Source organism: Heyndrickxia sp. NPDC080065 (assembly GCF_050281185.1).
In the GTDB taxonomy this organism is placed as follows: Bacteria; Bacillota; Bacilli; order Bacillales; family Bacillaceae_C; genus Heyndrickxia.
On record NZ_JBNNWS010000003.1, the window covers coordinates 210,846 to 233,088 of the forward strand.

Sequence of the window (22,243 nt, forward strand, 5' to 3'; positions counted from 1 at the left end):
CAAATTCCCGGATTATTAGCGGGACCTCTCACCATGTCCCATCTCATTCAAATCTAGACGCCAGTTATTACATCGCATAATGCTCCCTGGAGGATATTCGAAATCGCACTCAGAGATAAGCCGAAAATTAAGTTTTCTACAAATCGCGTTTGAACCCGGATTATTGATTGAAGGGAAGGCGTGTATATACCTATGCTTCTGCTCAGCACATGCTTTTTCTATAGCAGCTTTTACAGCAATAGTTGCGATGCCCTTTCCCTGAAAAGGCGGCAGCACGCTCCAACCAATCTCATATATTTGTTCATCTTCCCAGACGCTTTCCCAATATCCAACTGATCCAACCGGTTCAAGATTTGGCAGTTGAAGGATGCTAAACATCTGTCCCCTGCTGCCAATCTCAAGATACCGCTTGTGACGAGATAGAATCTGCTCTTCACTTTCAGAGCCGCCTAGATGTTCCATCATCTCTGGTGCATTCAAACGAAACAAGAGATCCAGGTCTGCGTTTTCCCAAGGCTTAATTTTTATCTTTACATCGTTTTTTCGTTCCATTTTCTACCTCATCCCCTTAAATTCCAAATTGATAGATATATTTATTAAAATGTTGGATAGCATCTAAGATTCAAAGGTTTCCACCTTTTGAACCATAAAAACATTGAACAACAAAATAGCAGCAATCTTTGCGAAAATAGTTTAGTAATCAATGTATTTTCAAAATTACTAAAATCCTAAAAACGGGACATGGGACCTGTCCCCTTATCCCTATTATTATCTTTTTTATTTAGGAAAATTTTGCTATTCTATTAACAAGTCTATTATCACAGGTAATAGTAACTATATCAGATGAATTTTATAATAAAAGAGGGGATTTTATTATTGATGAAAAAACAAGGTATTTCTTTAATTGTAGTTCTTTTTTTGACGTTTCTTTTTTCTTTTAGAACGCCTGTGTTTGCAGAGGTAAGTGATCCAGTTGTAAATCCAATTAACGATAAACAACAACTAATCTCTGGAACAGCTTTTGAACAAACATCGATAACCGCATTTGTTGGGAACCAAGAGATAGTTTTAAAGTCTTATAACACGAAGACCGGATACTTTGAATTTTATCCATCCGACCTTTTGAAGGAGAATAGTGAAGTAAAGATTATCTTTGAAAAGGATGGGATTCAAAATATTATTTTTCAAAAGGTGCAACCAGCCGCTGTACCTAGTAAACCTAAAGTGAATCCCATTTCTAATAAAAATACATATCTAACAGGAACAGCAGAACCATATAGTACTGTTTACATAACTATCAACAAAAAAACGACATCTATCAAACTGAAAGAATCGAATTCTTTTACATATTCTTTCAAAAATAATAAGGCCTTGTCTGCAGGGACGATCGTATCGGTATATGTCGTTGACAAAGCAGGGAGAAAAAGTGGGACAGTTTCATTAAAGGTGTTGGATAAAATTCCTCCAGCAATTCCAAAAGTGGAAACGATTACGAATCAATCGTTTTCGATTAAAGGAACAGCCGAGAAAAAAGCTACCATTATTATTAATAAAAATCAAAAAAGATATGCAATGATAAAGGTTGGGTCTACAGGGAAATTCATGTTTCGAATGCCTCTACAAAAAGCAAAAACGCAATTTGAAATTTATGCGGTAGATCCCTCAGGGAATAAGAGCAAAGTCAAAAAGATAATAGTAAAATCAAAAAAACAACCTTCTAAAAAACTACTTTCCTCACCGATTATTAGACAAATGCCTGAGCTGCCTCGTGGATGCGAAGTAACTAGTTTAGCCATGCTTTTAGGAGATGCGGGAGTTAAGGTTAATAAAATGACACTAGCAACTAAAGTTAAGAAGGATCCTACCCCATTTCAAATAAAAAATGGTAAGACGTATTTCGGAAATCCATATAATGGATTTGTTGGTAATATGTATACTTTCAATAAACCTGGACTTGGTGTCTATCATGGACCAATTGCAAAATTAGCTTCATCTTACTTACCTAATCGTATTATCGATTTAACTGGTAGCTCATTTAATACGATACAAGATTATGTTTCTGCAGGGCATCCAGTTTGGGTAGTAACGACTAGTTGGTTTTCCTATGTATCTAGTAATTATTGGACTACATGGCATACACCAACTGGAAAAGTACGAATCACATATAAAGAGCATTCCGTCCTCATCACAGGCTTCGATAAAAAATATGTTTATTTTAATGACCCTTTAGACGGAAAGAAAAACAAAAAGAAACCATTAAAATCATTTATACAAGGATGGAATCAATTCGGAAACCAAGCAATAAGTTATTACTAATCCAACCAATATGAAAAGTCCGAGGCGCCAAGATCAGCTTAGGATAAAAAATGTCCTCTAACCTATGTATTTCGATCTTTGACTTCATGGGTGCTGGTTATTGACCTAGAGGAGCTAACTACTTACGCTAGTCATAAAATAAATGATACACTTTCTTTTGAAAATCGGGACAGGGGACCTGTCCCCTTGTCCCTCAAAGGTGATTTTATTTAAAAAAGTCTACATTATTGTAGGCTTTTTTTCATACTATATTTGGGGGTGAAAAAATGCCAAGAGTAAATTATCGAAGTTCGGACGTTGACTTAATGGCAAGGATGATGAGAGCAGAAGCAGAAGGTGAAGGAAAAATAGGAATGTTATATGTTGGAAATGTAATTGTTAATCGTCTTAAAGCAGATTGTTTAGACTTTAAAGATTTAAGAACAATTCCACAAGTCATTTATCAAGTACAAGGAGGAAATTATTCTTTTGAAGCTGTTCAAAAAGGGAATGTATTTTATCAAAGAGCAAGAACTGCTGAAAAAAGATTAGCTAAGCAGAATTTGGATTATTGGAGACAACACCCAGGGAAATATGCCCTTTGGTATTTCAATCCATATGCTCCATGCCCTCCAACATGGTACGGTCAACCTTTTGCTGGTCAATATAAAAATCATTGTTATTATGAACCAAAAGCTGGAACATGTGATAGTGTTTATACCGGTTAAGCTTACTCAAAGAGTAAGCCTTTTTATATTATTCAGGGTATTCACACGAAATAATATATATCTTTTTGGAACTCGGAACCAGACCCTCTGTCCCATATATTACTGGTAACAATTTTCCTCCCTTTTCACTATAATTAGGATTAGAGGAGGGGTTATGTTGTTTATGTGGATAATTGCAATAATGATCGTCCTTTTATTATTTTTTTATTTTTATAAAGGTCATAAAAATACTCATGAAGTAGTGATGAATCAGGTTTCATTAGATGACTCGAATGTGGTCGGGCAGCCGTTTAATGTTTTACACATTTCAGATATGCATCTGGAAAACATCTCTATTTCACCAGAGAAGCTTTATGAACACTTAAAAAATGAATCCATTGATTTAATTGCCTTAACAGGTGATTTTTTAGATAGAAAGCGAAGCATTCCGAAATTGATTCCTTATCTAAAAATGTTTAATCAATTGCATCCGACATATGGGACTTATGCAGTTTTCGGAAATCATGATTATTTTTTACGGAAGTCCAACTTTCTTAAGTTAAAGAAAGTACTAGAGGATAATGGATGTAAAACATTGCGAAACGAGAATGATGTTCTTATTGTAGATGGAAAACTAATAAACATCATTGGAATTGATGATTTTAGTACAAAGCGCAGTAACATCGAGAAATCTTATCAAGGGCTTGCCAACGGATACAATCTTGTCTTAACACATGATCCGAATATCGTTCTTAACATGAAAGGTTTTCCTTTTGATTATTTACTTTCTGGTCATTTCCATGGGGGCCAAATTTATTGGCCAAAACCCTATCATCTTATGAAAATGGGAAATTTAGTTCGAATGAACATGATTAAAGGCTTGCAGCAACATGACGGCAAGTCGTTCTACATTAGCGAAGGCTTGGGGCAAACAGGACTTAATATTCGTATAGGTAGCCGCCCCGAGATAACGATTCATCATCTATCAATTCCGGTAAATATAGCAAAAAATAAAAAAACAGCCAGGGCAATATAAGTGGGACGAAGGGTCTGGTCCCTTTCCCTACCCTGTTATAGAAAAAGAAAGTATCCTGCTTTTACCTTTATGGTGGCAGGATTTTTTACATTCTACTTGATTATTTAAGCATTGGTTTTCGTGAGTTTCATATTTTCTAAACACTATTAACATTCTAAATGATAATGTGGGACACTGGACCTGTCCCCTTGTCCCAATGTGAGACACAGGACTGGACATTTGTCCCACTTGCATTTTATGTGAATATATATTATCATTTATGAATAAAAATACATATTTACTATAAAAGGAGTTTACTAGATGGCTAATTCGGTTTTGCATGATCAACAATCTTCTATTAATAAAAATGAAAAGAATGCAAGGAATATCAATGCATTTGTTCTTATATTTTGTGTTATTATTATTGCAACTATTTTGACATATATTGTTCCAGCTGGAGAATATGATCGGGTGGAAAAGGATGGCCGTACCCTTGTTGTTCCAGGTACATTTCATTTGACTGATTCATCTCCAGTTAGCTTTTTCAAAATTTTCACCAGTATCCATACTGGAATGATTAATGGAGCCGGAATTATCTTTTTCGTTCTCATGATAGGTGGAGCTTTTGGAATTTTAAAAGCAACAAGCGCTCTTGACGCGTTGATCATGACCATATCGAAAAAGCTTGCGAATCGAGAATTATTACTTATCCCTGTACTCATGCTATTCTTCTCTGTAGGTGGAACGTTAATGGGGATGTCAGAAGAAACCATTATATATATTGCTATCATTACTCCATTAGTCATCGCATTAGGATTTGATGCAATCGTGGGAGTCGCGATTGTATCACTCGGAGCAAATATTGGTTTTATGAGTGCAATTATGAATCCCTTTAATATTGGGATAGCCCAAAGTATTGCTGAGCTGCCAACCTTTTCTGGTATTGGTCTCAGATTGCTTCTCCTCGCTGCGTTTTACATTGCGGGAGTACTGTTCGTGTATCGTTATGCGAAAAAAATTAAGGCTAATCCGGAATTGCGTTATTTAGGGAAATTTCAAAATGACCAAAAGACAGCTATTCAAGCTGAAGTGAAGTTGGAAACTCGTCATAAATGGGTTCTAGCTGCTTTCTTACTTAACTTTGTTGTATTGATTTTTGGCGTATTAAAATTTGGTTGGTATATTACTGAAATTGCTGGATTATTCCTAATGTTTGGCGTTATTATTGGATTTATTGGAAAATTGAATCCGAGTAAGATGGCGGATAGCTTTATGGATGGAGCAAAAGAGGTAATTGGCGGTGCATTAATTATCGGTTTTGCCCAAGCCATTCTTGTCGTATTTCAAGATGGAAAATTAATGGATTCCGTTTTATATTACGCTTCTTCCCTATTAAGCCATCTATCACCAGCGTTGAACGCAATCGGCATGTTTTTTGTGCAGCTCTTTCTTAACTTCCTTGTTCCGTCAGGGAGCGGTCAGGCCGCACTTACAATGCCTATTATGGCTCCATTGGCCGATCTTGTTGGTGTGACAAGACAGACTGCAGTATTGGCCTTTCAGCTTGGGGATGGCATCACGAATTCCATTTTCCCAACAGCTGGTGTACTCATAGCAGGTCTTGCCGTTGCCGGGATTCCTTTTACAAAATGGTTTAAATGGGTTCTGCCATTTCTATTAATCGAAATAGGTATTGCTATTGTTTTCTTGCTTATCGCACAAGCGATTCACTATGGACCATTTTAAAATAAGGTTGAATTTGGTAATCTTCACGCAAAAAATTCATAAAATTTACAGTTACACGGCGATTTAATAAAGTTTTTCGATTCAAAAGTTTACGAAAAGAGCCCTAAATAATACATTGGAGGATTTAACTATGTTACAAACAAAATTAGTTGATTCAGAATTAAAATCTTGGACAATTGAACAGCGAAGACATTTTCATATGCACCCAGAGCTCTCTGGACAGGAATACAATACGGCTGCATACGTGAAAGAGAAGTTAGCGGAATTCGGAATTCCTGTCGACCCGCGTTTCTCTGCTCCGAATGTGATCGCATATTTTAAAGGAACCGAAGGGAAAAAGACCGTTGCTCTCAGGGCTGATATGGATGCTCTTCCCCTTCAAGAAGAAGGTGACAAGCCATATTTATCCACCGTACCTGGTGTTATGCATGGCTGTGGACATGATGGTCATACTGCGATACTTCTCGCTGTTGCTAAATGGATGAGTTTGAACCCTCACTTAGTAAAAAATAACATCGTTTTTATTTTTCAAAGCTCAGAGGAAGCATCTCCAAGCGGTGCGAAACAACTTGTCAGTGAAGGAATATTAGACGAGGTCGATGTGATTTATGGGATCCATTTAATGTCAAGGCTTCCACTTGGAAAAATTGGCTTTGCGACAGGCTTTGCCATGGCCTCTAGCGATGACTTTGATATTACAATTGAAGGGATCGGCGGTCACGGTGGTCAACCGCAAGACTCGGTAGATCCAATTTATATTGCCACTCATCTTATTCAAAGCTTTCAATCTATTGTTAGTAGAAATTTACACCCCTTGCATCCAGGTGTCATCTCTTTTGGAGGAATGCAAGCAGGAAACTCGTACAATGTCATTCCATCAGAAGTAAAGCTGCAAGGGACGATCCGAGCATTGTCATTTGAAGCCGCTGAATTAATGCACAAAAGAACAGCTCAATTAACCGAGTCCATTTGTGCAAGTTTTGGTGCCAAAGGACATTATGAATTTATTGAAGGAACTCCACCATTATATAATCACCCAGAAGCATGCGAATTTGCTAAGAAAGTGATTAACGATACATTTGGAGGGGAAGCTTTTGAACCAATGGATCCATCGATGGGAGCAGAAGATTTTTCTTACTACTTAAAAGAAAAAACTGGAGCCTTCATTAATGTCGGGATGCAAAGTGAGAAAAGTCAATATCCACATCACCACCCACTATTTGATATTGATGAAGATGCTATCCCTACTGCCATCGAACTGATGATCCAATTGGCTTTGAATGTGGAATAATCCTGGGACACGGGACCAGACCCCATGTCCCACTTGAAAAATAAACGGAGCTGTGTCATAGTATGTTTGAAGAGAAAATAATTAAATACTAATGTTAAAGTTGTAGGGGGACCAGTGTTGCTGGTTGAGATTGTATCCGTAAGATACTGACTCTTTGAACCTGATCTGGTTGAGACCAGCGTAGGGAACATATTGAATACATAGAATGATTGTGTTTGTATGCGCCCTGGGTTTTAAACCTAGGGCGCTTTTGATTTTTTCAGTATGTTAGCTATGAAACTCGCTATTTTGCACTATCCTTTAACAACTTAGTTAGTACAATAGGGGGAGCTTTAATTGAAAAAGTGGTTATTTGTTGTTGTCTGCTCCATGCTTCTTTTATCTGCATGCAGCAGCAAAAATTCAACAAGTGAAAAGAACGGGAAAAAAGGATTAAAACATATATCGGTCGTGTTAGACTGGACGCCTAATACGAATCATACCGGGTTATATGTGGCAAAAGAGAAAGGTTATTTTAAAGATGAAGGATTAGATGTAGACATCATCATGCCTGGGGATGCAGGAGCAGATCAACTTGTTGCTTCTGGAAAAGCTGATTTTGGTGTAAGTTATCAAGAAGGCATTACCCAAGCCCGTATTCAAGGGGTGCCAATTGTGTCTATTGCTGCTATCATTCAGCACAATACATCTGGTTTTGCTTCTCCAAAGGAAAAAAACATTTCTTCTCCTAAGGATTTTGAAAATAAAACCTATGGCGGCTGGGGATCTCCAGTAGAAAAGGCAGTCCTTTCCTCACTGATGAAAAAAGAAAAAGCTAATGTAGAAAAAGTCGATATTGTAAACATGGGAGATACTGATTTCTTTACTGCCGTTAAAAGAGATATTGATTTTGCGTGGATTTATTACGGATGGACAGGTGTTGAAGCCGAACTCCGTAACGAAAAAATAAACATGGTATATTTAACAGATTACTCAGACAAGCTTGATTACTATACACCCGTCCTATCTACAAATGAAAAAATGATCGCAAAAGATCCAGAAACGGTTAAACACTTTTTAGCTGCTGTTTCAAAAGGATATAAATTTGCGATTGATCATCCAGATGATGCTGCCGATATTTTAATAAAAGCGGTACCGGATATTGATGCAAAACTTGTTAAAGCAAGTCAGAAGTGGCTAGCTCCAAAATATCAAGATGATGCTTCACGCTGGGGAGAGCAAAAATTATCCGTTTGGGAAAACTATTCTAATTGGATGTATGATAACGGTCTTCTTGAAAAAAAATTAGATAGTGAAAAAGCATTTACTAATGAATTTTTACCGAAATAGATTTTAAAATAAGGCTTTGTTAATGGTTATTGTTGATAAATGACCTGTATGGTATGCGTGAAGCGATTTCTTTACGAAGTAAAACTAGCTGAACGCATGCCAGACAGGGTTTTATTTGAAACAACAACATTGTTTAACAAAGCTTAAAATAAAAAAATCAGAGGAGATGTAAATATGGCAAATGCACTTGTAAGCATTCAAATTATCCCAAAAACGAAAAATGGAGAAGACGTGATTCCATATGTCGATGAAGCCATTTCAATCATTGATCAATCAGGTGTGAAATATCAGGTCAGTCCATTAGAAACTACGATGGAAGGCGATTTAACCGAGCTTTTTGCCATCATTGAAAAAATGAATGTGAAAATGATGGAGCTAGGCTGCACGAATGTCATTTCACAAATAAAAGTACTCTACCAACCAAGTGGTGCTTCAATGGATGTATTAACGGAGAAATATCGATAATGAAAACATTCATTCAAAAAGGATGGCGGCCATGTTTGGTCATCATCCTTTTATTCATCATTTGGGAATCTGTTACGAAGATTATGGAAGTACCAGCATGGCTGCTACCTGCGCCATCACAAATTTTACAAGAAGCAATCACAGGATGGCCAAATTATTCACATCATTTGCTTTCAACCATTCAACTGGCTTTAATAGGATGCTTGATTGGTAGCAGTGTAGGGATTCTTGTTGCCATTTGTTTACATCGTGTTCCATTTATTCGCGAGTCTTTTTATCCATTATTAATTGTTTCGCAAAACATTCCGGTAATTGTTTTAGCACCATTATTAGTCATTTGGTTCGGTTTTGGCATTTTACCTAAAATTATAGTTATTACACTTGTATGTTTTTTTCCTATTACCGTTGCCGCTTTGGACGGCTTTAGACAAACAAGTCATGAGCTGAAGCACTATATGCAAATGGCTGGAGCAACAAAAGGCCAGATTTTTTGGAAGCTGGAATGGCCATATGCATTGCCAAGTGTTTTTTCTGGTTTGAAAATTTCAGCAACGTATAGTGTGATGGGAGCTGTTATTTCTGAATGGCTAGGGGCTAAAAAAGGAATCGGTGTTTATATGACATTAGCATCATCCTCTTTTCGAACAGATCGCGTGTTTGTTGCAATATTTTTGATTATATTTTTAGCTCTACTATTTTTTGCATTGATCGTTAGGATTGAAAACAGAGTCATAAAATGGCGTCCAAAGGAAGAAGGTCATAAAGATGAGTAAACTTGAGATAAAAAATATATCGAAATCATTTGGGGATCAGCTCGTTTTACAGGATCTTTCTTTTTCAATTAATGATGGGGAATTTGTTTCCATTTTAGGTCCTTCTGGCAGCGGTAAAAGTACTTTATTCCGTTTAATAGGTGGAATCAGCTCCCCAGATTCAGGTGCGATCTACATCGATGGGGAAAAAATAAACGGAAAACGCGGGGCCATCAGCTACACACCACAGGCTTCTTCCCTATTCCCTTGGAGGACCATTCTTGATAATGTTCTGTTAGGGCAAGAAATTGCTGGGAAAATCGATAAAGAGCAAGCAGTGAAAATGATTGAGCGGGCGGGCCTAAAAGGATATGAAAACGAATACCCCCACAAATTATCTGGCGGAATGCAGCAGCGAGTATCCTTTATTCGAAGTATTTTAAGTCCGCAATCGATCATTTGTCTGGACGAACCATTTTCCGCATTAGATGAATTAACAAGACTTGAAATGCAAAAATGGCTCCTATCGATTTGGTCTGAACACAAACGGTCCATTTTATTTGTCACTCACAACATCGAGGAAGCAATCTATCTATCCGATCGGATTATCGTCTTGTCGTCCAAACCGGCCATGGTGAAAAAAGAATTCACCATCCCATTCAAACGACCAAGAAACGAAGACTCATTACTAACAGAAGAATTCCTCCAATGGAAAAAACTTATCTACCAAGAATTAAAAGATTAGGTGTCAGGCACCGTCCGTGGACATTTTCGACTTTTTTCCACCCCACATGGACAGTGGAACAGAGGGTCTGGTCCATTGTTCCAAAACCTTTTTTATTTCCTATGTTTTGTATCATTTGGGACACGGGACCAGACCCTGCGTCCCAACCGCCAGGAGGGATTTTATGTATAGTTCTATTATCGATGCACATATTCATTTAGATTTATATAATGATGACGAACGGAAGAGCATTTTACGGGAAATGGAAAAACATAAAGTTGAGGCACTTATTTCTGTGTCACAGCATTTGACTTCTGCGGAAGCCAATATGGCATTGCATCAGGAAGACAAGCGAATAAAACCCGCTTTCGGATTTCATCCCGAACAGGCTCTACCGGACGAACAGGAATTGGCTGACTTGCAGCATTTTATTGAAAAACATCAGAAGGAAATGATTGCGGTTGGTGAAGTGGGCCTTCCATATTATTTAAGACAAGAGCATAAAGAAGTTCCAATAGAACCGTATATTGAAATACTAGAGTTCTTTATCCAACAAGCCGTTTCACTAAAGAAGCCGATTGTCCTTCATGCTGTTTACGAGGATGCGCCCATCGTTTGTGATTTACTAGAAAAATATTCATATGCGAAGGCTCATTTTCATTGGTTCAAAGGTGATCAGATAACAATCGAACAGATGTCCCGAAATGGATATTTTATTTCAATTACACCGGATGTGCTGTATGAAAAAGAAATCCAGCAACTAGTTAATCAGTATCCATTATCACAGATCATGGTGGAAACAGATGGACCATGGCCATTCGAAGGCCCATTCCAAAATAATATGACCCATCCAAAAATGATCCACCAAACGATTGAACAAATCGCATCTATTAAAGGAATGGCATTGCAAGAAGTGTATAGCATCTTATATGAAAATACGAAACGGTTTTATTCAATATAAAAAGGGACAAAGGATCTGGTCCATTGTCCCACCAAATTTATAAATATGATTCATTTCCCTGTTTAGTAAAGGAAAAGAATCCTGTATTTCGGCTATATATTCGTTGTAAACCGGGACACGAGATCTGTCCCATATTAATCCCACCAAAAGTTCCATTTCTTAGATTTTAATAAAAATCCTGCATAAGCACCAAGTGTAGAGAAGTCCTCTAATACATAGCGGCAAAAAAGAAAGTGTTCTTTGGCAAGATGAAGAGCTTCTTCATTGGTTTTGGGAGGACTTCTCACTTCTAATACCCATGTATCATCTGATACAAGTTTAGGGTATGCACCATATTTTTCATACCAGTGTTTGTAAATTGCTGCTTGTTGTTCTGGTAAAGGACATTCATTAAATCCTCCCATCGGTACCCATAAACTTGCTTCCCATGGTTCTTTCGTTGGAAAGCGAGCAATAATTACCTCTTCTGAATAGATCATTTCATCAAATTGTGTAGTGCTTTCAATTATATTTTCATCAAGTAATGAAGGGGGGTACATACTTTTAATTTGCTCATAAATCGATGCAAACTCAGAGAAATTTTGGGGATTATTTGATTGATTATCTTTATCCATTTCCTCAATTTCTTCCATTGCAAGGTCATTAAATATTGATAAAACTTTTGTACAGCGGATACTGTCTTTCATAGTTTTCACATAACCTTGGATAGAATCAACTTCAATTTCTTCTAACACATACTCAATCATTTCCACAAGGTTATATTCAGGTTCAATTAAAAGAATCGTCTCATTTAGATGAACTTGCTTTTGTTTTTCATATTCACTTAGATAGTCTTCAGATCTTGGTATGACTGTATAAGGAACCCCGTTTAATTTCTCTAATATTTCTAAAGTAATTTCATTACCACTCATCTCCACCCCTCCCCTCTTTCAAATAAACTATTCAATTTTATGAATGATTCATCTTTTTTTCGATAGAATATATTGCCCATTAAATTAAAAATCCAAATATTCTTTCTCACGATTCATGACTGTAACTAAATCGGGATTATCTCTTTTCATCACAGCTATAAATCGTTCTCTCACTTCTTTACTCTGACCTTTGATGGCATTTAATTCATTCTCTGTAATTCCTAAAATTTGCATGAAGTCCAGTCTTCCATGGACCGTATCTTTTCCTTTAATCTCTGTATCAGGAATAACTACTAATGCTGTAATTTTCGATGGATATCCAATATGTATCGATGTACCATTTCCTACTACAAAATCAAAGGGTTCGAACCAAGATTTAGATTGAAACGTGTACCTAGCTAAATTAGAAAGCATGTCGATAGCCCACATACATTCCTCATTATCTGATTCAGCCAGCTTAATAGTCATTTCATATCCCCACTTACTAAATTCCTGACCAAATGCTGACTCATTACCATAAAGTTCACTCATCCCAAAAGTTACAATATGCTTATAGTTTTTATCTGATGAATAAATACTATATCCATCAATATACTCTTCACCACCAAAAATAGGACGTGCCATCATGTCTGTGGCAAAATGTGCTGGTTCTTGCTTGCTATAAATTTCTTGAAATGCTGATTCGATTGCATCCCAACCAGGAGAAAATTCATCATCCTCCATGAGCTTTTTGTATTCTTCTAGTTCCATCATCATCTCTCCATTCTATATAAATGTTCAAAGAGACTATCAAAAAAACTGAAACCGAAAGAAAACAATGTCCTTCGGTTTCTATGATTGTAGGAAACAACAAATGAAAATCTACCCTTTAAAATTATAAAGGGGACGAATAATTTCTTGTATTTCTACTGTTTCGTGAATATCTTTTTCTATTTCTTTTGCAGGCTTATAAGCTTGCGGTGCCTCATCTAATGTTTTCTTTGAAACGGATGTAGTCCACACGTTTCTCATTGCTTTTTGATAGCTTTCTAGACTGATTTGCGCCTTTGCTTTTGAACGGCTCAACATTCTCCCCGCTCCATGCGGTGCAGAATAATTCCAGTCCGCATTGCCTTTTCCAGTTGCCAGAATGCTTCCGTCTCGCATATTTAATGGAATAATAATTGACTCACCTTTTTGAGCAGAAGTTGCCCCTTTTCGAAGCATAAGATGATCTAAATCAATGTAATTATGAACACAATCAAACGCATTTACTACTTCTTTATGCCACTTCGTTCCTTTTAATATGGTTTGAGCCATTTGAACACGATTAGCTTGGGCAAAGTTCTGTGCAATTTTCATATCATGAAGGTAATTGTTTAAATCATTTGCTTCTACATAAGATAAATCGTAAGGTAATTTCTTATCATTTCTTATTTGCTCTAGGATTTCAGATTCTTCAATATTTCCTTTTATCTGTAACTGCTTCATTTCTTCTTTCAAACTTTTCCTTAGTTCAGATAATTTTTGGTAGGCTACTTCTTGATGATATTCAGCAATTTCCTTGCCAAGAATACGACTGCCGCTATGAATGACAAGATAAATAGCGTCTTTCCCCTCATTGACCTCAATGAAATGATTTCCTCCGCCTAGTGTTCCAAGACTTCTTGCAGCCCAACCATGGTGGATTGGTGCAATCACTTCATTTAGCTCAACTTGAGCAACAGGTTTATCATGTGTTTGATGACCACTAGGGATCCTGCTACGAATCAATTGATCTAGTTTTTCAAAATTAAGTTTAATCCGTCCCTTTTTAATTTTGACCACATAAAGTCCACAACCAATATCAACACCGACTAAACTTGGAACAATTTTATCTTTAATCGTCATCGTAGTTCCAATCACAAAGCCTTTACCTGAATGAGTGTCAGGCATAATTCGAATCTTACTATCTTTAGCAAATTCTTGATTGCATAGAGTAATAATTTGACCTATTGTTGCATCATCTAATAAATCGGTATAGCAAAGTGCTTCATTATATTTTCCTTTTAATGTTAACATTCATCATTTCTCCTCTAATTTTGATTGCGAGAAATGATCCTATTTCTCGCCCCTTACGTATAAATTTTCTCTTTTCTTTTGGTCATTGGAACCGCCTCCTTAAAGATTTGATATTATTCTCCAAACATCTATCCAATAAAAAGATATAAATTACTTGGTGTAATTACATCTTCACCGGCATAGATGATCCAATCTGTTAATTGTTCAAAGTCCAAATGATACTGATTACCTTCCTCCATATTCGTTACATAATAAGGACTATTCATTAATATTCCATTTATCGTTTCCTCCGTTATTTCCTGCATATCAAACCACATATGCTCAAACTCTTCCTCATCATATGGTATCCCGAATTTTGCAATGAATTGAAAGCCTTCAGTTCCCTTTTGTGCATGGAAAATTTCCGCGAAATACCCAAAGCTTTGTTTAGCATTGTAAGCAATTCTATAGGTTTCTTCATTTGTTTTATAAAACATCAGCTCTTCACTTTCTGTGAATTCTTTTGTAAAGCATTGCATATACCCCTCATCCTCTTTATATTCAAACAAAAGACAAGAAGGTAATTGGTGGTATTCATCACGGTCCTGCATCCCGCCAATAAATGAAACCTCCGCATCCACAGGTTGTAATCGAACTTCTTCTGTTTCTACATCGCTTAAGTCAAACGGAAGCGATTTTTTCCCAATATAGGCTAATCCTTCTTCCCAAGGAACTGCGATCACTTGAATGTACCCAGTTTTACTTTGCGCAATAACAATGGGCTCATTAACCGAAACACTGCCATTTTGAATCGCATTATTTACAAAAGTATTAAATAAATCTGAAATTCCATTATATGAAGAAAGACTGCTCGGAATAATCAGTTCTACATCAGTCAAACCAGCCCTTAAAAGACCGTGAGTATGGAACCAAAATTGGGAAGGCACTTCCGACTCCCCTTCATAAATAGAATGGATGACATACAGATCCTGAGTATCTGGCAAAAGATTATTCTCTATATGATACTGTACATAGTTTCTTGAAATAACTTTTGCAGATGCACTAATATCTAAAGCAAATAGCATTTCAGGTGCCAACTGCCATAGGAGATGTAATTGTTGAAAGAAACTGCCAAGAATATCATTGTTAAAAATCGTTCTTACAACAATTTCAAATCCATGATTAGCGTGTTCAAATACTTCCTCAGCAATCGTATGGTCTTGTCGGTAATATTGTTCATAATGCACCCCTTCAGGTGAAGGCAAAATATTTATTTCATAAGGGTACACTGTTTCTTCTATTTTTAATTCAATGATCATATTCGATGAATCTTCATTAACAATAGTTACTTCATTCATGTTTTCAGGAAGTGATGCTAATCTTTCTTTTATATGGCCTAATGTTATTTCATTAGGAATAACTGCAGCTATATCTGAAAATGCACGTTCCAAATTCCCTTCTTTAACATCACGATAAGCTTGTGTTTGTACTTCCATACTTGTCCCTCATTTCATTTGTTTGATTTCATTTAAGCGTTCGCTGTAATAATCATTTCCATTACGAGCATCTAATTGCTTCGTTAATTTTTCTGTTTGCTCTAACCACTCTGTTTTATTTTGCATCGCATAAATTGGATAGGTAGACTGCATAAACAGAATTTTTTCAATGGTTGTATCTATTTGTTCAATAATCTCCAAATTTTCTTTTAAAACAGATACTGCTTCATCCTCACGTTCTGTTTTTAATAAGTATTGAATATAATTGCCAATCTCTTCAGCGAAATCGCCGTTGCCTTTTACCATTTTATATCCTTTTTGATAGCATTTTTCAGCTGCTTTTCCATTCCCTAATTCGAGTAATGCTAGAGTCATATAACTATAGGTTGCATGAGGAACCTCCGCACATGTTAAGGTTTGCATTAGAAGTGGCTGAGAAACTTGATATGCTTTTTCAAAGTCACCTGCAAACAAGTAATACTCCACCTCTGCATTTACCTCACAAGCCCGGCAATCTGACATCCAATCAGCAGGCGTTTCTATCCATTTCTGAAAATATAATTTTGCATTTTCAAAATCACCCATTTTCATTGCACTATTCATCATTTCCTTATAGTAAGGCTTCAACGAATAATTGCACGCCATGAACTTTTCTTTCATATCTGATAATAAATTTGAGATTTGCTCCTTTGAAATTTCAGGAAAAGTTACTATTTGCTCGGCAATCCACTTATAGCACCAAAAAAGCTTGGATTCATCTATATCAGAATGACCTGTTTCATATTGCTGCATTAACCAACTAAACGCCTGCAGTGACTTTTTCGGATAGCCTGAGTAATTGCAAGTATCAATCAATTCAAAACGAGCTTCAATGGCTGTTTCAATATCATTATGACTATCTGCTTCTTGAATCACTCGTTCTAAAATTGAAATTTTACCAGGATCCTTCTCTTCCATCATAAAAGCATCTTCTAGTAAATCCATATAATCTGCCAATTTATATTCCTCCTTTTTAAATGGGGTTTATTAAAATGACCTGTATAATATGCGTGAAGGGATTGCTTTACATAGTAAAACTAGCTTAACTCATCCTTATACAAAATTTAATAGAAACATTACAAAGCCTTTAAATAAGCTCTAACAAATAAAGTAAATTTTTGTTCATCATTTCTAATTCATTTTTCTTCAGCGGATAATGACCTAATAATAATGCTTGTATATAAAGAATTTGTACAATTGTTGTTAATTGGCTTGCTGTTTTTCCAGATTGTAAAAGTTTTTGAATAAGAGTATTGTTCATATTTAAAAATAATGTTGGTCTTTCAGGTTCTTGCGATTGAAGCGACAATAATATATCGCCAAACAATGAATTAGATGCCTCAGCAATCCTCTCCAATTCACGATCTTCCTGTGATTGATTAGAATGAATAAAAATCGTTGGTATATCAATCGGTTCAAAGCGTCTAATCTCTACAGTGACTTTAAAGTCATCCATTTCCTTATTAATAGCTTGTACTAATGCTAAATATTCAGCTTCTTCGATCCCATCCAATTTCTTAAATGAATCTGTTAATTCCATTGGATCGATATAGAATAAATTGATATCAGGTAAAATTTTTGCAAGTTTATCCAATATGAAGACATCATATGTATAACCACCATTAATAAGTGCCATTTGTTTTGCCCTTGCAATATCTTGAATTTGACGAAACTTATTCACTGTTTCGGTATAATAAACAACATTATTTTTTTCAAATATTGTTTTCAAGGATTGTTCCCCATCCAAAGTGCGCATCGGTAAATAAGGGTAAATAAATGATAAGAAATCATCATCTTGACTTGCCAAAGCTTTAAATCCTAAATAGTGAATATGCATTAATTTTGTCAATGTAACATCTGGTAAGGTAATAATATTCTTCTTAATCGCTTCCCCTAAGCTTTCACACACATGTTTCAGCTCATCATTTTGATAAAAGTCCTCACGGGAAGCTACCGGGCTTAGCTCATCTGTCCATAATATACAATGAATAAATATTGCCCAGTCAGGAAGAATGTGCTGACACTCTTTTGTTACAAACATGCCATTTAAAAAAACTGCATTGTTTTTCTTCGCATTCATATGAATGGAGTGTGGCACAATATAAGCTATTCCAAATGTCCGACCTGTTTTATTTTCTATATAAAAATAATCTTGATAATCCGCTCCTAAAATATTTGAGCCAAGTTGTAAAATATCGCTTCGACTCATTCGCAGCAATGCATCTTTATCTGCAAATTGTTTGCTCCATTGATTGATTTCTTCTTCCCTTCCTTGACATTCAAGCGTGATCGCTGGTTGAAGGGAAGAACCATACTTTCTCAAGGCTCTGCGCAATGCTTCCAATGTAAAACAATCACCAGGCAGTTCATTTACGTTTTTACGTCGAATATATACTTTTGTTCCAGGACTAAAATGAATTCCATCTAATCTTCGAATTGCGTATGTTCCATCAGCATTTCCTCTCCATTCGATGGTTTCATTTGTTTTTGCTGATGTTGAAACCATTACAATTTCATCACTTACAATAAAGCAGGAAAGCAAGCCTATTCCAAAGCGTCCGATAAAGTCAGATTCCTTCTTACCAAATGTTTTTTCTCCTTTAGAAGAGTTTGCAATTGTTGCTAGAAACTGATGGACTTCCTCCTCTGTCAGGCCAATCCCATTATCTTCAAAAACAATTGTTGGAGGTGAATCAGAACTCTTTATGAGGGACACATGAATTGAAGGTGAAAAATTATGATGAGCTTTTTCTCTAGCAGTTATTGCATCATTCGCATTTTGAAGTAATTCACGAATATAAACATCTTTCTCGTTATAGAGATGGTTCGATAAAATATCAATCATACCACTTAAATGGACTTGAAAACGTTGATTATGTTCCATCGAATGTTCCTCATTTCATTAGATAAATAGATAATTAAATTTATCGTAACATCTAATTTTGATAAAACAACCTTTTTTTAAATATTTTTCCATTATCATTTAAGAATTTTCGGATATTTTTCTTCTAGTTTTGTTGATTTTCTCAATAAGAATGGATTTACAAGAATTATATAATCCATTGTATGAAAATAAGGAGCGTTTTTATTGAAAGACACACAAACATCAAAAAAGGAAAAACCAATTGATTTAGGTTTTTCCTTTTTTGATTATATTTCTGTACTTTTTTTTCGTCGTTTCCTATTCGCCCTTGCTATGATAAAGGAAAGGATTAAACCTGAAGCTGTTAAAAGAAGCATTCCGATTCCAGCAATTAATCCGACGACCCCACTGTGTAATGAACGGAGAGTCATACCGAAAGAATTCTGTCCTTTCATCATATTGGCTCTGTCAAACCCATCTGCTTGTCCATTTGGAAATGCTGGCATTCCATTTTGTTCAGTACCGCTGCTTTCTGTATTAGATCCATTTGAACTTGAACCTTGCTGATTAATAAAACCAGATTGCGGCGGAGAAGGAAATTGGCGTTCACCCCTTCCTTGTTCTTGAAAATACAAATAAATTCCGCTAACTGATTCGATTAGTAAAAAGATAGATAAAATAACACCAATCCAAAAATGAAACTGCCTTATTTTTTTCAATTTCTTCGCTCCTTTACCTTTATAATTCTACTTAAATCCCTGTACGTAATATTGAATGGAATAAGTAAATTATGAATTAGTTCCCTTAAAATTCTCTTAAAATAAAGGATTAAATTAATCAAAAACATATGGACAATTACATATAAAAGCAGTGGATCTCACAAAAGAAATCACACTGCTTTTATTATTCAAAAAGGCAATATATGCTAAAGATAAAATACGTTTGGAGCTGCAACAGCAAGATTTTTTGGTAAATTTATTTCGTCAGTAATTTTTGCATAGGTTTTTTAATGGCTATTTTCACACAGAAAAAACAAGCCTTACATGAAAAATAGCAAACACAATAGTTATAGATAAGTGATTCATTCTTTTTTATGATATTGAAAGAAGTATCAACCTGTAAATAATGTATTAAGGTAGTTGAATTGCACCATAATAAATTCTAAACATACGAAAAAAGGGAAGTCACCAGGACTTCCCTTTTATTTATCAAATTTATGACTCGTGGAATTTATGTGATTATAGCTTCTCTGGCATGTACAATAAAGTAATTTCTCTTTGATTGTTTGTCTTCAAGTCATTTTTTTGTAATGACTCAAGTAATATTTCTCTTGCCATTCCCTTGTCCCTATTGATAATAAACTATTAAACTGATAATTGAGATGGTTAATGAGATTACAGCCAAGTTGGTGAATGTGAAGGATGTCCAAGCAGCTATGTTTTCTTTCCATTGATTAAGACGATCGTCATTTTTTATTAGGTAGTCAGTTCGGACAGCTGATCTTGTTTTCGGAACGATCCAGTTTCCTAAAACTTTGAACCCTTCTACAAATAAAGATAAAAATCCCGTTTTCCAAATGTTCATGGTAACTGTTAAAGCCAATGCAACAATTCCTAATAAAAAAGTCATATTAATCCAATCCAATATCGATAGGCCGACCCAAACTTTCCATCCAATCAATATACACACAAATATAAAAGCAAGCATAACATGTCTTTTCATCCTATTTTCCCACCTTGGGACAGAGGGACAGGCACCCTGTCCCTCCTCCATTTTCTTGATTGTTTTAACAAAACTACATTAAAATTGAGGCTTTATTTTCATCCAAATATCAATGGTTCAATCATAAATCTTTGGAGATTCTCTAAACAATACACCTAAATCGTATTGGAAAGTGGGACAAGGGACCTGTCCCCTTGTCCCTACTCAGTTTTTCTTTGCCCACTTTAGGTATGGATAGCGGTTTACATAGTAGGCGATTCCACTGTATTTAGGTGATGTTAGGTATGTGTTTGTATAGAAGTATACTGGCATGAATGGCAGATCTGTCATTAATACTTCTTCTGCTTGATGTAATAGCTCAAAGCGTTTTGTCTCATCTTGTTCCACTTTTGATTTTGCCATGATGTCATCAAACTTTTTGTTCACCCATCCTGTACGGTTGTTCGGGCTATCTCCTAAATAGTAGTCGAGCATGATGACTGGGTCTACGAAGCTGCCTACCCAGCCCATACGAGCCATTTGGAAATTGTGTTGTTTCGTTGTATCTAAATATGTTTTCCATTCTTGGTTGCTTACTTTAATTTCGACTCCAAGGTTTTTCTTGATCATTTCTTGTACTGCTTCAGCCATTTTCTTATTGTTTTCAGCTGTGTTATAAAGAAGAGTGACTTGAGGAAGCTCTTTCCAGCCTTCTTCTTTCATACCTTCTGCTAATAATTTTTTCGCTTCATCGAAGTTTTCCTCGAAATAGTTTCCGCCTTTCTCACGGAAATCTCCATCCGGTGTTTGAACTCCTGGAGGGGTCATTCCATATGCAGGAATTTCACCCGCTTTAGTTACGTTTTCAGTAAGAGTTTTACGATCGATCGCCATTGTAAAGGCTTTACGGATTTTTGCATTGTTAAATGGTGCCTTTTCCACATTAAACATATACATATATGTTCCAAAATAAGGAACCTCTTTGTATTCTTTGTTGTTTTTCTCAGCAGTGACAGCATCTGTCGGCAATGTCATGATAAAGTCTAACTCATTTGTTTTGTACATTTGATAATATGTTGTTGCATCAGTTACGATTTTAAACGTTGCTTTTTTCAAGTTTACATCTTTTTGATCATAATAGTTGTCATTTTTCTCTAATACTACTTCACTATTATGCTTCCATTCTGTCATTTTAAACGGACCATTACTTACATAATTCTTTGCATCTGCTGACCAGTTTTTGTTTCCTTCTACTACTTCTTTTTTAACTGGATAGAATGTCCACATGGTTAATAATTTATTAAAGTAACCAAGCGGCGCGTTTAGCTCTACTTGTAATGTTTTTTCATCAAGCGCTTTAACTCCTACTTTATCAGCAGAGCCTTTTCCTTTGTTATACTCTTCTGCGCCTTTGATATAATACATATAAAAAGCAAAAGCACTTCCTGTATCAGGGTTTAATACATTTTTCCATGCAAATTCAAAATCTTGAGCTGTTACAGGGCTGCCATCTGACCATTTTGCATCATCCCGAAGAGTGAATGTGTATGTTTTTCCATCATCAGATACCTTTTGGTCCTTTGCTACTCCTAGAACCGGGTTTCCTTCTTTATCACGTGTGTATAATCCTTCAAAAATATGATCCAATATCCAGCCAGATGTTGTATCTGTTGCGAGAGCTGGATCAATTGCAGGAGGCTCAGTAGTCATACCGAGAGTGATTTCTTGTTTTACATCTTTGCCATCTCCTGATGCTTTTTTATCACCGCCACATCCAGCTAGAATGCTAGATAGGGAAAGCATTGCTACTAACATAATAATCCACTTTTTCATAAACCTTCCTCCTATTTTCTGGTTGTTTTCAAAAAGCTTGTTGCTACTTCGAACTAAGTGCAAAAGCACTCATCTCAAGTAACAACAAAGTTTCAG

General features: G+C 35.9%; 20 protein-coding genes and 1 riboswitch. Of the genes, 10 read left to right on the forward strand and 10 right to left on the reverse strand.

The annotated features are described in order from the left end of the window. Window positions 1-15: 15 nt before the first annotated feature. Window positions 16-552 carry a GNAT family N-acetyltransferase gene (locus ACQKP0_RS04560; protein WP_427404630.1) on the reverse strand — a complete coding sequence of 179 codons (537 nt, stop codon included), beginning with the start codon at window positions 550-552 and terminating at the stop codon, window positions 16-18. A gap of 327 nt (window positions 553-879) precedes the next feature. Here ACQKP0_RS04560 and ACQKP0_RS04565 point away from each other — a divergent pair, with 327 nt between their 5' ends. From ACQKP0_RS04565 to ACQKP0_RS04610, 10 genes are all read left to right on the forward strand, one after another. Next, window positions 880-2,316 carry a C39 family peptidase gene (locus ACQKP0_RS04565; RefSeq protein WP_427404631.1) on the forward strand — a complete coding sequence of 479 codons (1,437 nt, stop codon included), beginning with the start codon at window positions 880-882 and terminating at the stop codon, window positions 2,314-2,316. A gap of 266 nt (window positions 2,317-2,582) precedes the next feature. Beyond that, window positions 2,583-3,023 carry a cell wall hydrolase gene (locus ACQKP0_RS04570; RefSeq protein WP_427404632.1) on the forward strand — a complete coding sequence of 147 codons (441 nt, stop codon included), beginning with the start codon at window positions 2,583-2,585 and terminating at the stop codon, window positions 3,021-3,023. Between the two features lie 163 nt (window positions 3,024-3,186). Further along, a complete protein-coding gene (locus ACQKP0_RS04575) occupies window positions 3,187-4,038 on the forward strand; it encodes a metallophosphoesterase (RefSeq protein WP_427404729.1) in 852 nt (283 codons plus the stop codon). Between the two features lie 300 nt (window positions 4,039-4,338). Continuing rightward, the gene (locus ACQKP0_RS04580) at window positions 4,339-5,763 is read left to right on the forward strand and encodes a YfcC family protein (protein ID WP_427404633.1); all 1,425 of its coding nucleotides are present in this window, start codon (window positions 4,339-4,341) and stop codon (window positions 5,761-5,763) included. Between the two features lie 130 nt (window positions 5,764-5,893). Further along, window positions 5,894-7,054 carry a M20 metallopeptidase family protein gene (locus tag ACQKP0_RS04585; RefSeq protein ID WP_427404634.1) on the forward strand — a complete coding sequence of 387 codons (1,161 nt, stop codon included), beginning with the start codon at window positions 5,894-5,896 and terminating at the stop codon, window positions 7,052-7,054. A gap of 94 nt (window positions 7,055-7,148) precedes the next feature. Then, window positions 7,149-7,258, forward strand: a riboswitch (TPP riboswitch). Window positions 7,259-7,390: 132 nt separating this feature from the next. Continuing rightward, window positions 7,391-8,383 (forward strand): ABC transporter substrate-binding protein, encoded by a 993-nt coding sequence (locus tag ACQKP0_RS04590; protein ID WP_427404635.1) that lies wholly within the window; start codon window positions 7,391-7,393, stop codon window positions 8,381-8,383. Window positions 8,384-8,557: 174 nt separating this feature from the next. After that, a complete protein-coding gene (locus ACQKP0_RS04595) occupies window positions 8,558-8,848 on the forward strand; it encodes a thiamine-binding protein (protein WP_427404636.1) in 291 nt (96 codons plus the stop codon). Further along, window positions 8,848-9,621, forward strand: a complete 774-nt coding sequence (locus tag ACQKP0_RS04600) for an ABC transporter permease (protein ID WP_427404637.1) — start codon at window positions 8,848-8,850, stop codon at window positions 9,619-9,621. The genes ACQKP0_RS04595 and ACQKP0_RS04600 overlap by 1 nt, the downstream gene beginning before the upstream one ends. After that, window positions 9,614-10,345 (forward strand): ABC transporter ATP-binding protein, encoded by a 732-nt coding sequence (locus ACQKP0_RS04605; RefSeq protein ID WP_427404638.1) that lies wholly within the window; start codon window positions 9,614-9,616, stop codon window positions 10,343-10,345. Before ACQKP0_RS04600 ends, ACQKP0_RS04605 begins: the two co-directional genes overlap by 8 nt. A 163-nt stretch (window positions 10,346-10,508) precedes the next feature. Next, window positions 10,509-11,285: a TatD family hydrolase gene (locus tag ACQKP0_RS04610; RefSeq protein ID WP_427404639.1), complete on the forward strand. Its 777-nt coding sequence runs from the start codon at window positions 10,509-10,511 to the stop codon at window positions 11,283-11,285. 134 nt (window positions 11,286-11,419) lie between these two features. Here ACQKP0_RS04610 and ACQKP0_RS04615 read toward each other — a convergent pair whose 3' ends face one another. From ACQKP0_RS04615 to ACQKP0_RS04655, 9 genes are all read right to left on the reverse strand, one after another. Continuing rightward, on the reverse strand, window positions 11,420-12,196 hold the full coding sequence (locus tag ACQKP0_RS04615) for a DUF4253 domain-containing protein (protein ID WP_427404640.1): 777 nt from the start codon (window positions 12,194-12,196) through the stop codon (window positions 11,420-11,422). Between the two features lie 84 nt (window positions 12,197-12,280). Beyond that, window positions 12,281-12,946: a suppressor of fused domain protein gene (locus tag ACQKP0_RS04620; protein ID WP_427404641.1), complete on the reverse strand. Its 666-nt coding sequence runs from the start codon at window positions 12,944-12,946 to the stop codon at window positions 12,281-12,283. Between the two features lie 111 nt (window positions 12,947-13,057). Beyond that, complete coding sequence (locus ACQKP0_RS04625; protein ID WP_427404642.1) at window positions 13,058-14,236, reverse strand: RtcB family protein; 1,179 nt, start codon at window positions 14,234-14,236, stop codon at window positions 13,058-13,060. 128 nt (window positions 14,237-14,364) lie between these two features. Beyond that, on the reverse strand, window positions 14,365-15,711 hold the full coding sequence (locus ACQKP0_RS04630; RefSeq protein ID WP_427404643.1) for a DUF4026 domain-containing protein: 1,347 nt from the start codon (window positions 15,709-15,711) through the stop codon (window positions 14,365-14,367). 9 nt (window positions 15,712-15,720) lie between these two features. Beyond that, a complete protein-coding gene (locus ACQKP0_RS04635; protein ID WP_427404644.1) occupies window positions 15,721-16,707 on the reverse strand; it encodes a hypothetical protein in 987 nt (328 codons plus the stop codon). A gap of 130 nt (window positions 16,708-16,837) precedes the next feature. Next, window positions 16,838-18,634 (reverse strand): HSP90 family protein, encoded by a 1,797-nt coding sequence (locus ACQKP0_RS04640; RefSeq protein WP_427404645.1) that lies wholly within the window; start codon window positions 18,632-18,634, stop codon window positions 16,838-16,840. Between the two features lie 266 nt (window positions 18,635-18,900). Continuing rightward, a complete protein-coding gene (locus ACQKP0_RS04645) occupies window positions 18,901-19,332 on the reverse strand; it encodes a PepSY-associated TM helix domain-containing protein (protein WP_427404646.1) in 432 nt (143 codons plus the stop codon). Window positions 19,333-19,960: 628 nt separating this feature from the next. Beyond that, window positions 19,961-20,335: a DUF3899 domain-containing protein gene (locus tag ACQKP0_RS04650; protein WP_427404647.1), complete on the reverse strand. Its 375-nt coding sequence runs from the start codon at window positions 20,333-20,335 to the stop codon at window positions 19,961-19,963. Window positions 20,336-20,539: 204 nt separating this feature from the next. Beyond that, entirely contained in the window at window positions 20,540-22,147 is a 1,608-nt protein-coding gene (locus ACQKP0_RS04655) for a peptide ABC transporter substrate-binding protein (protein ID WP_427404648.1), read from the reverse strand. Window positions 22,148-22,243 lie beyond the last annotated feature (96 nt).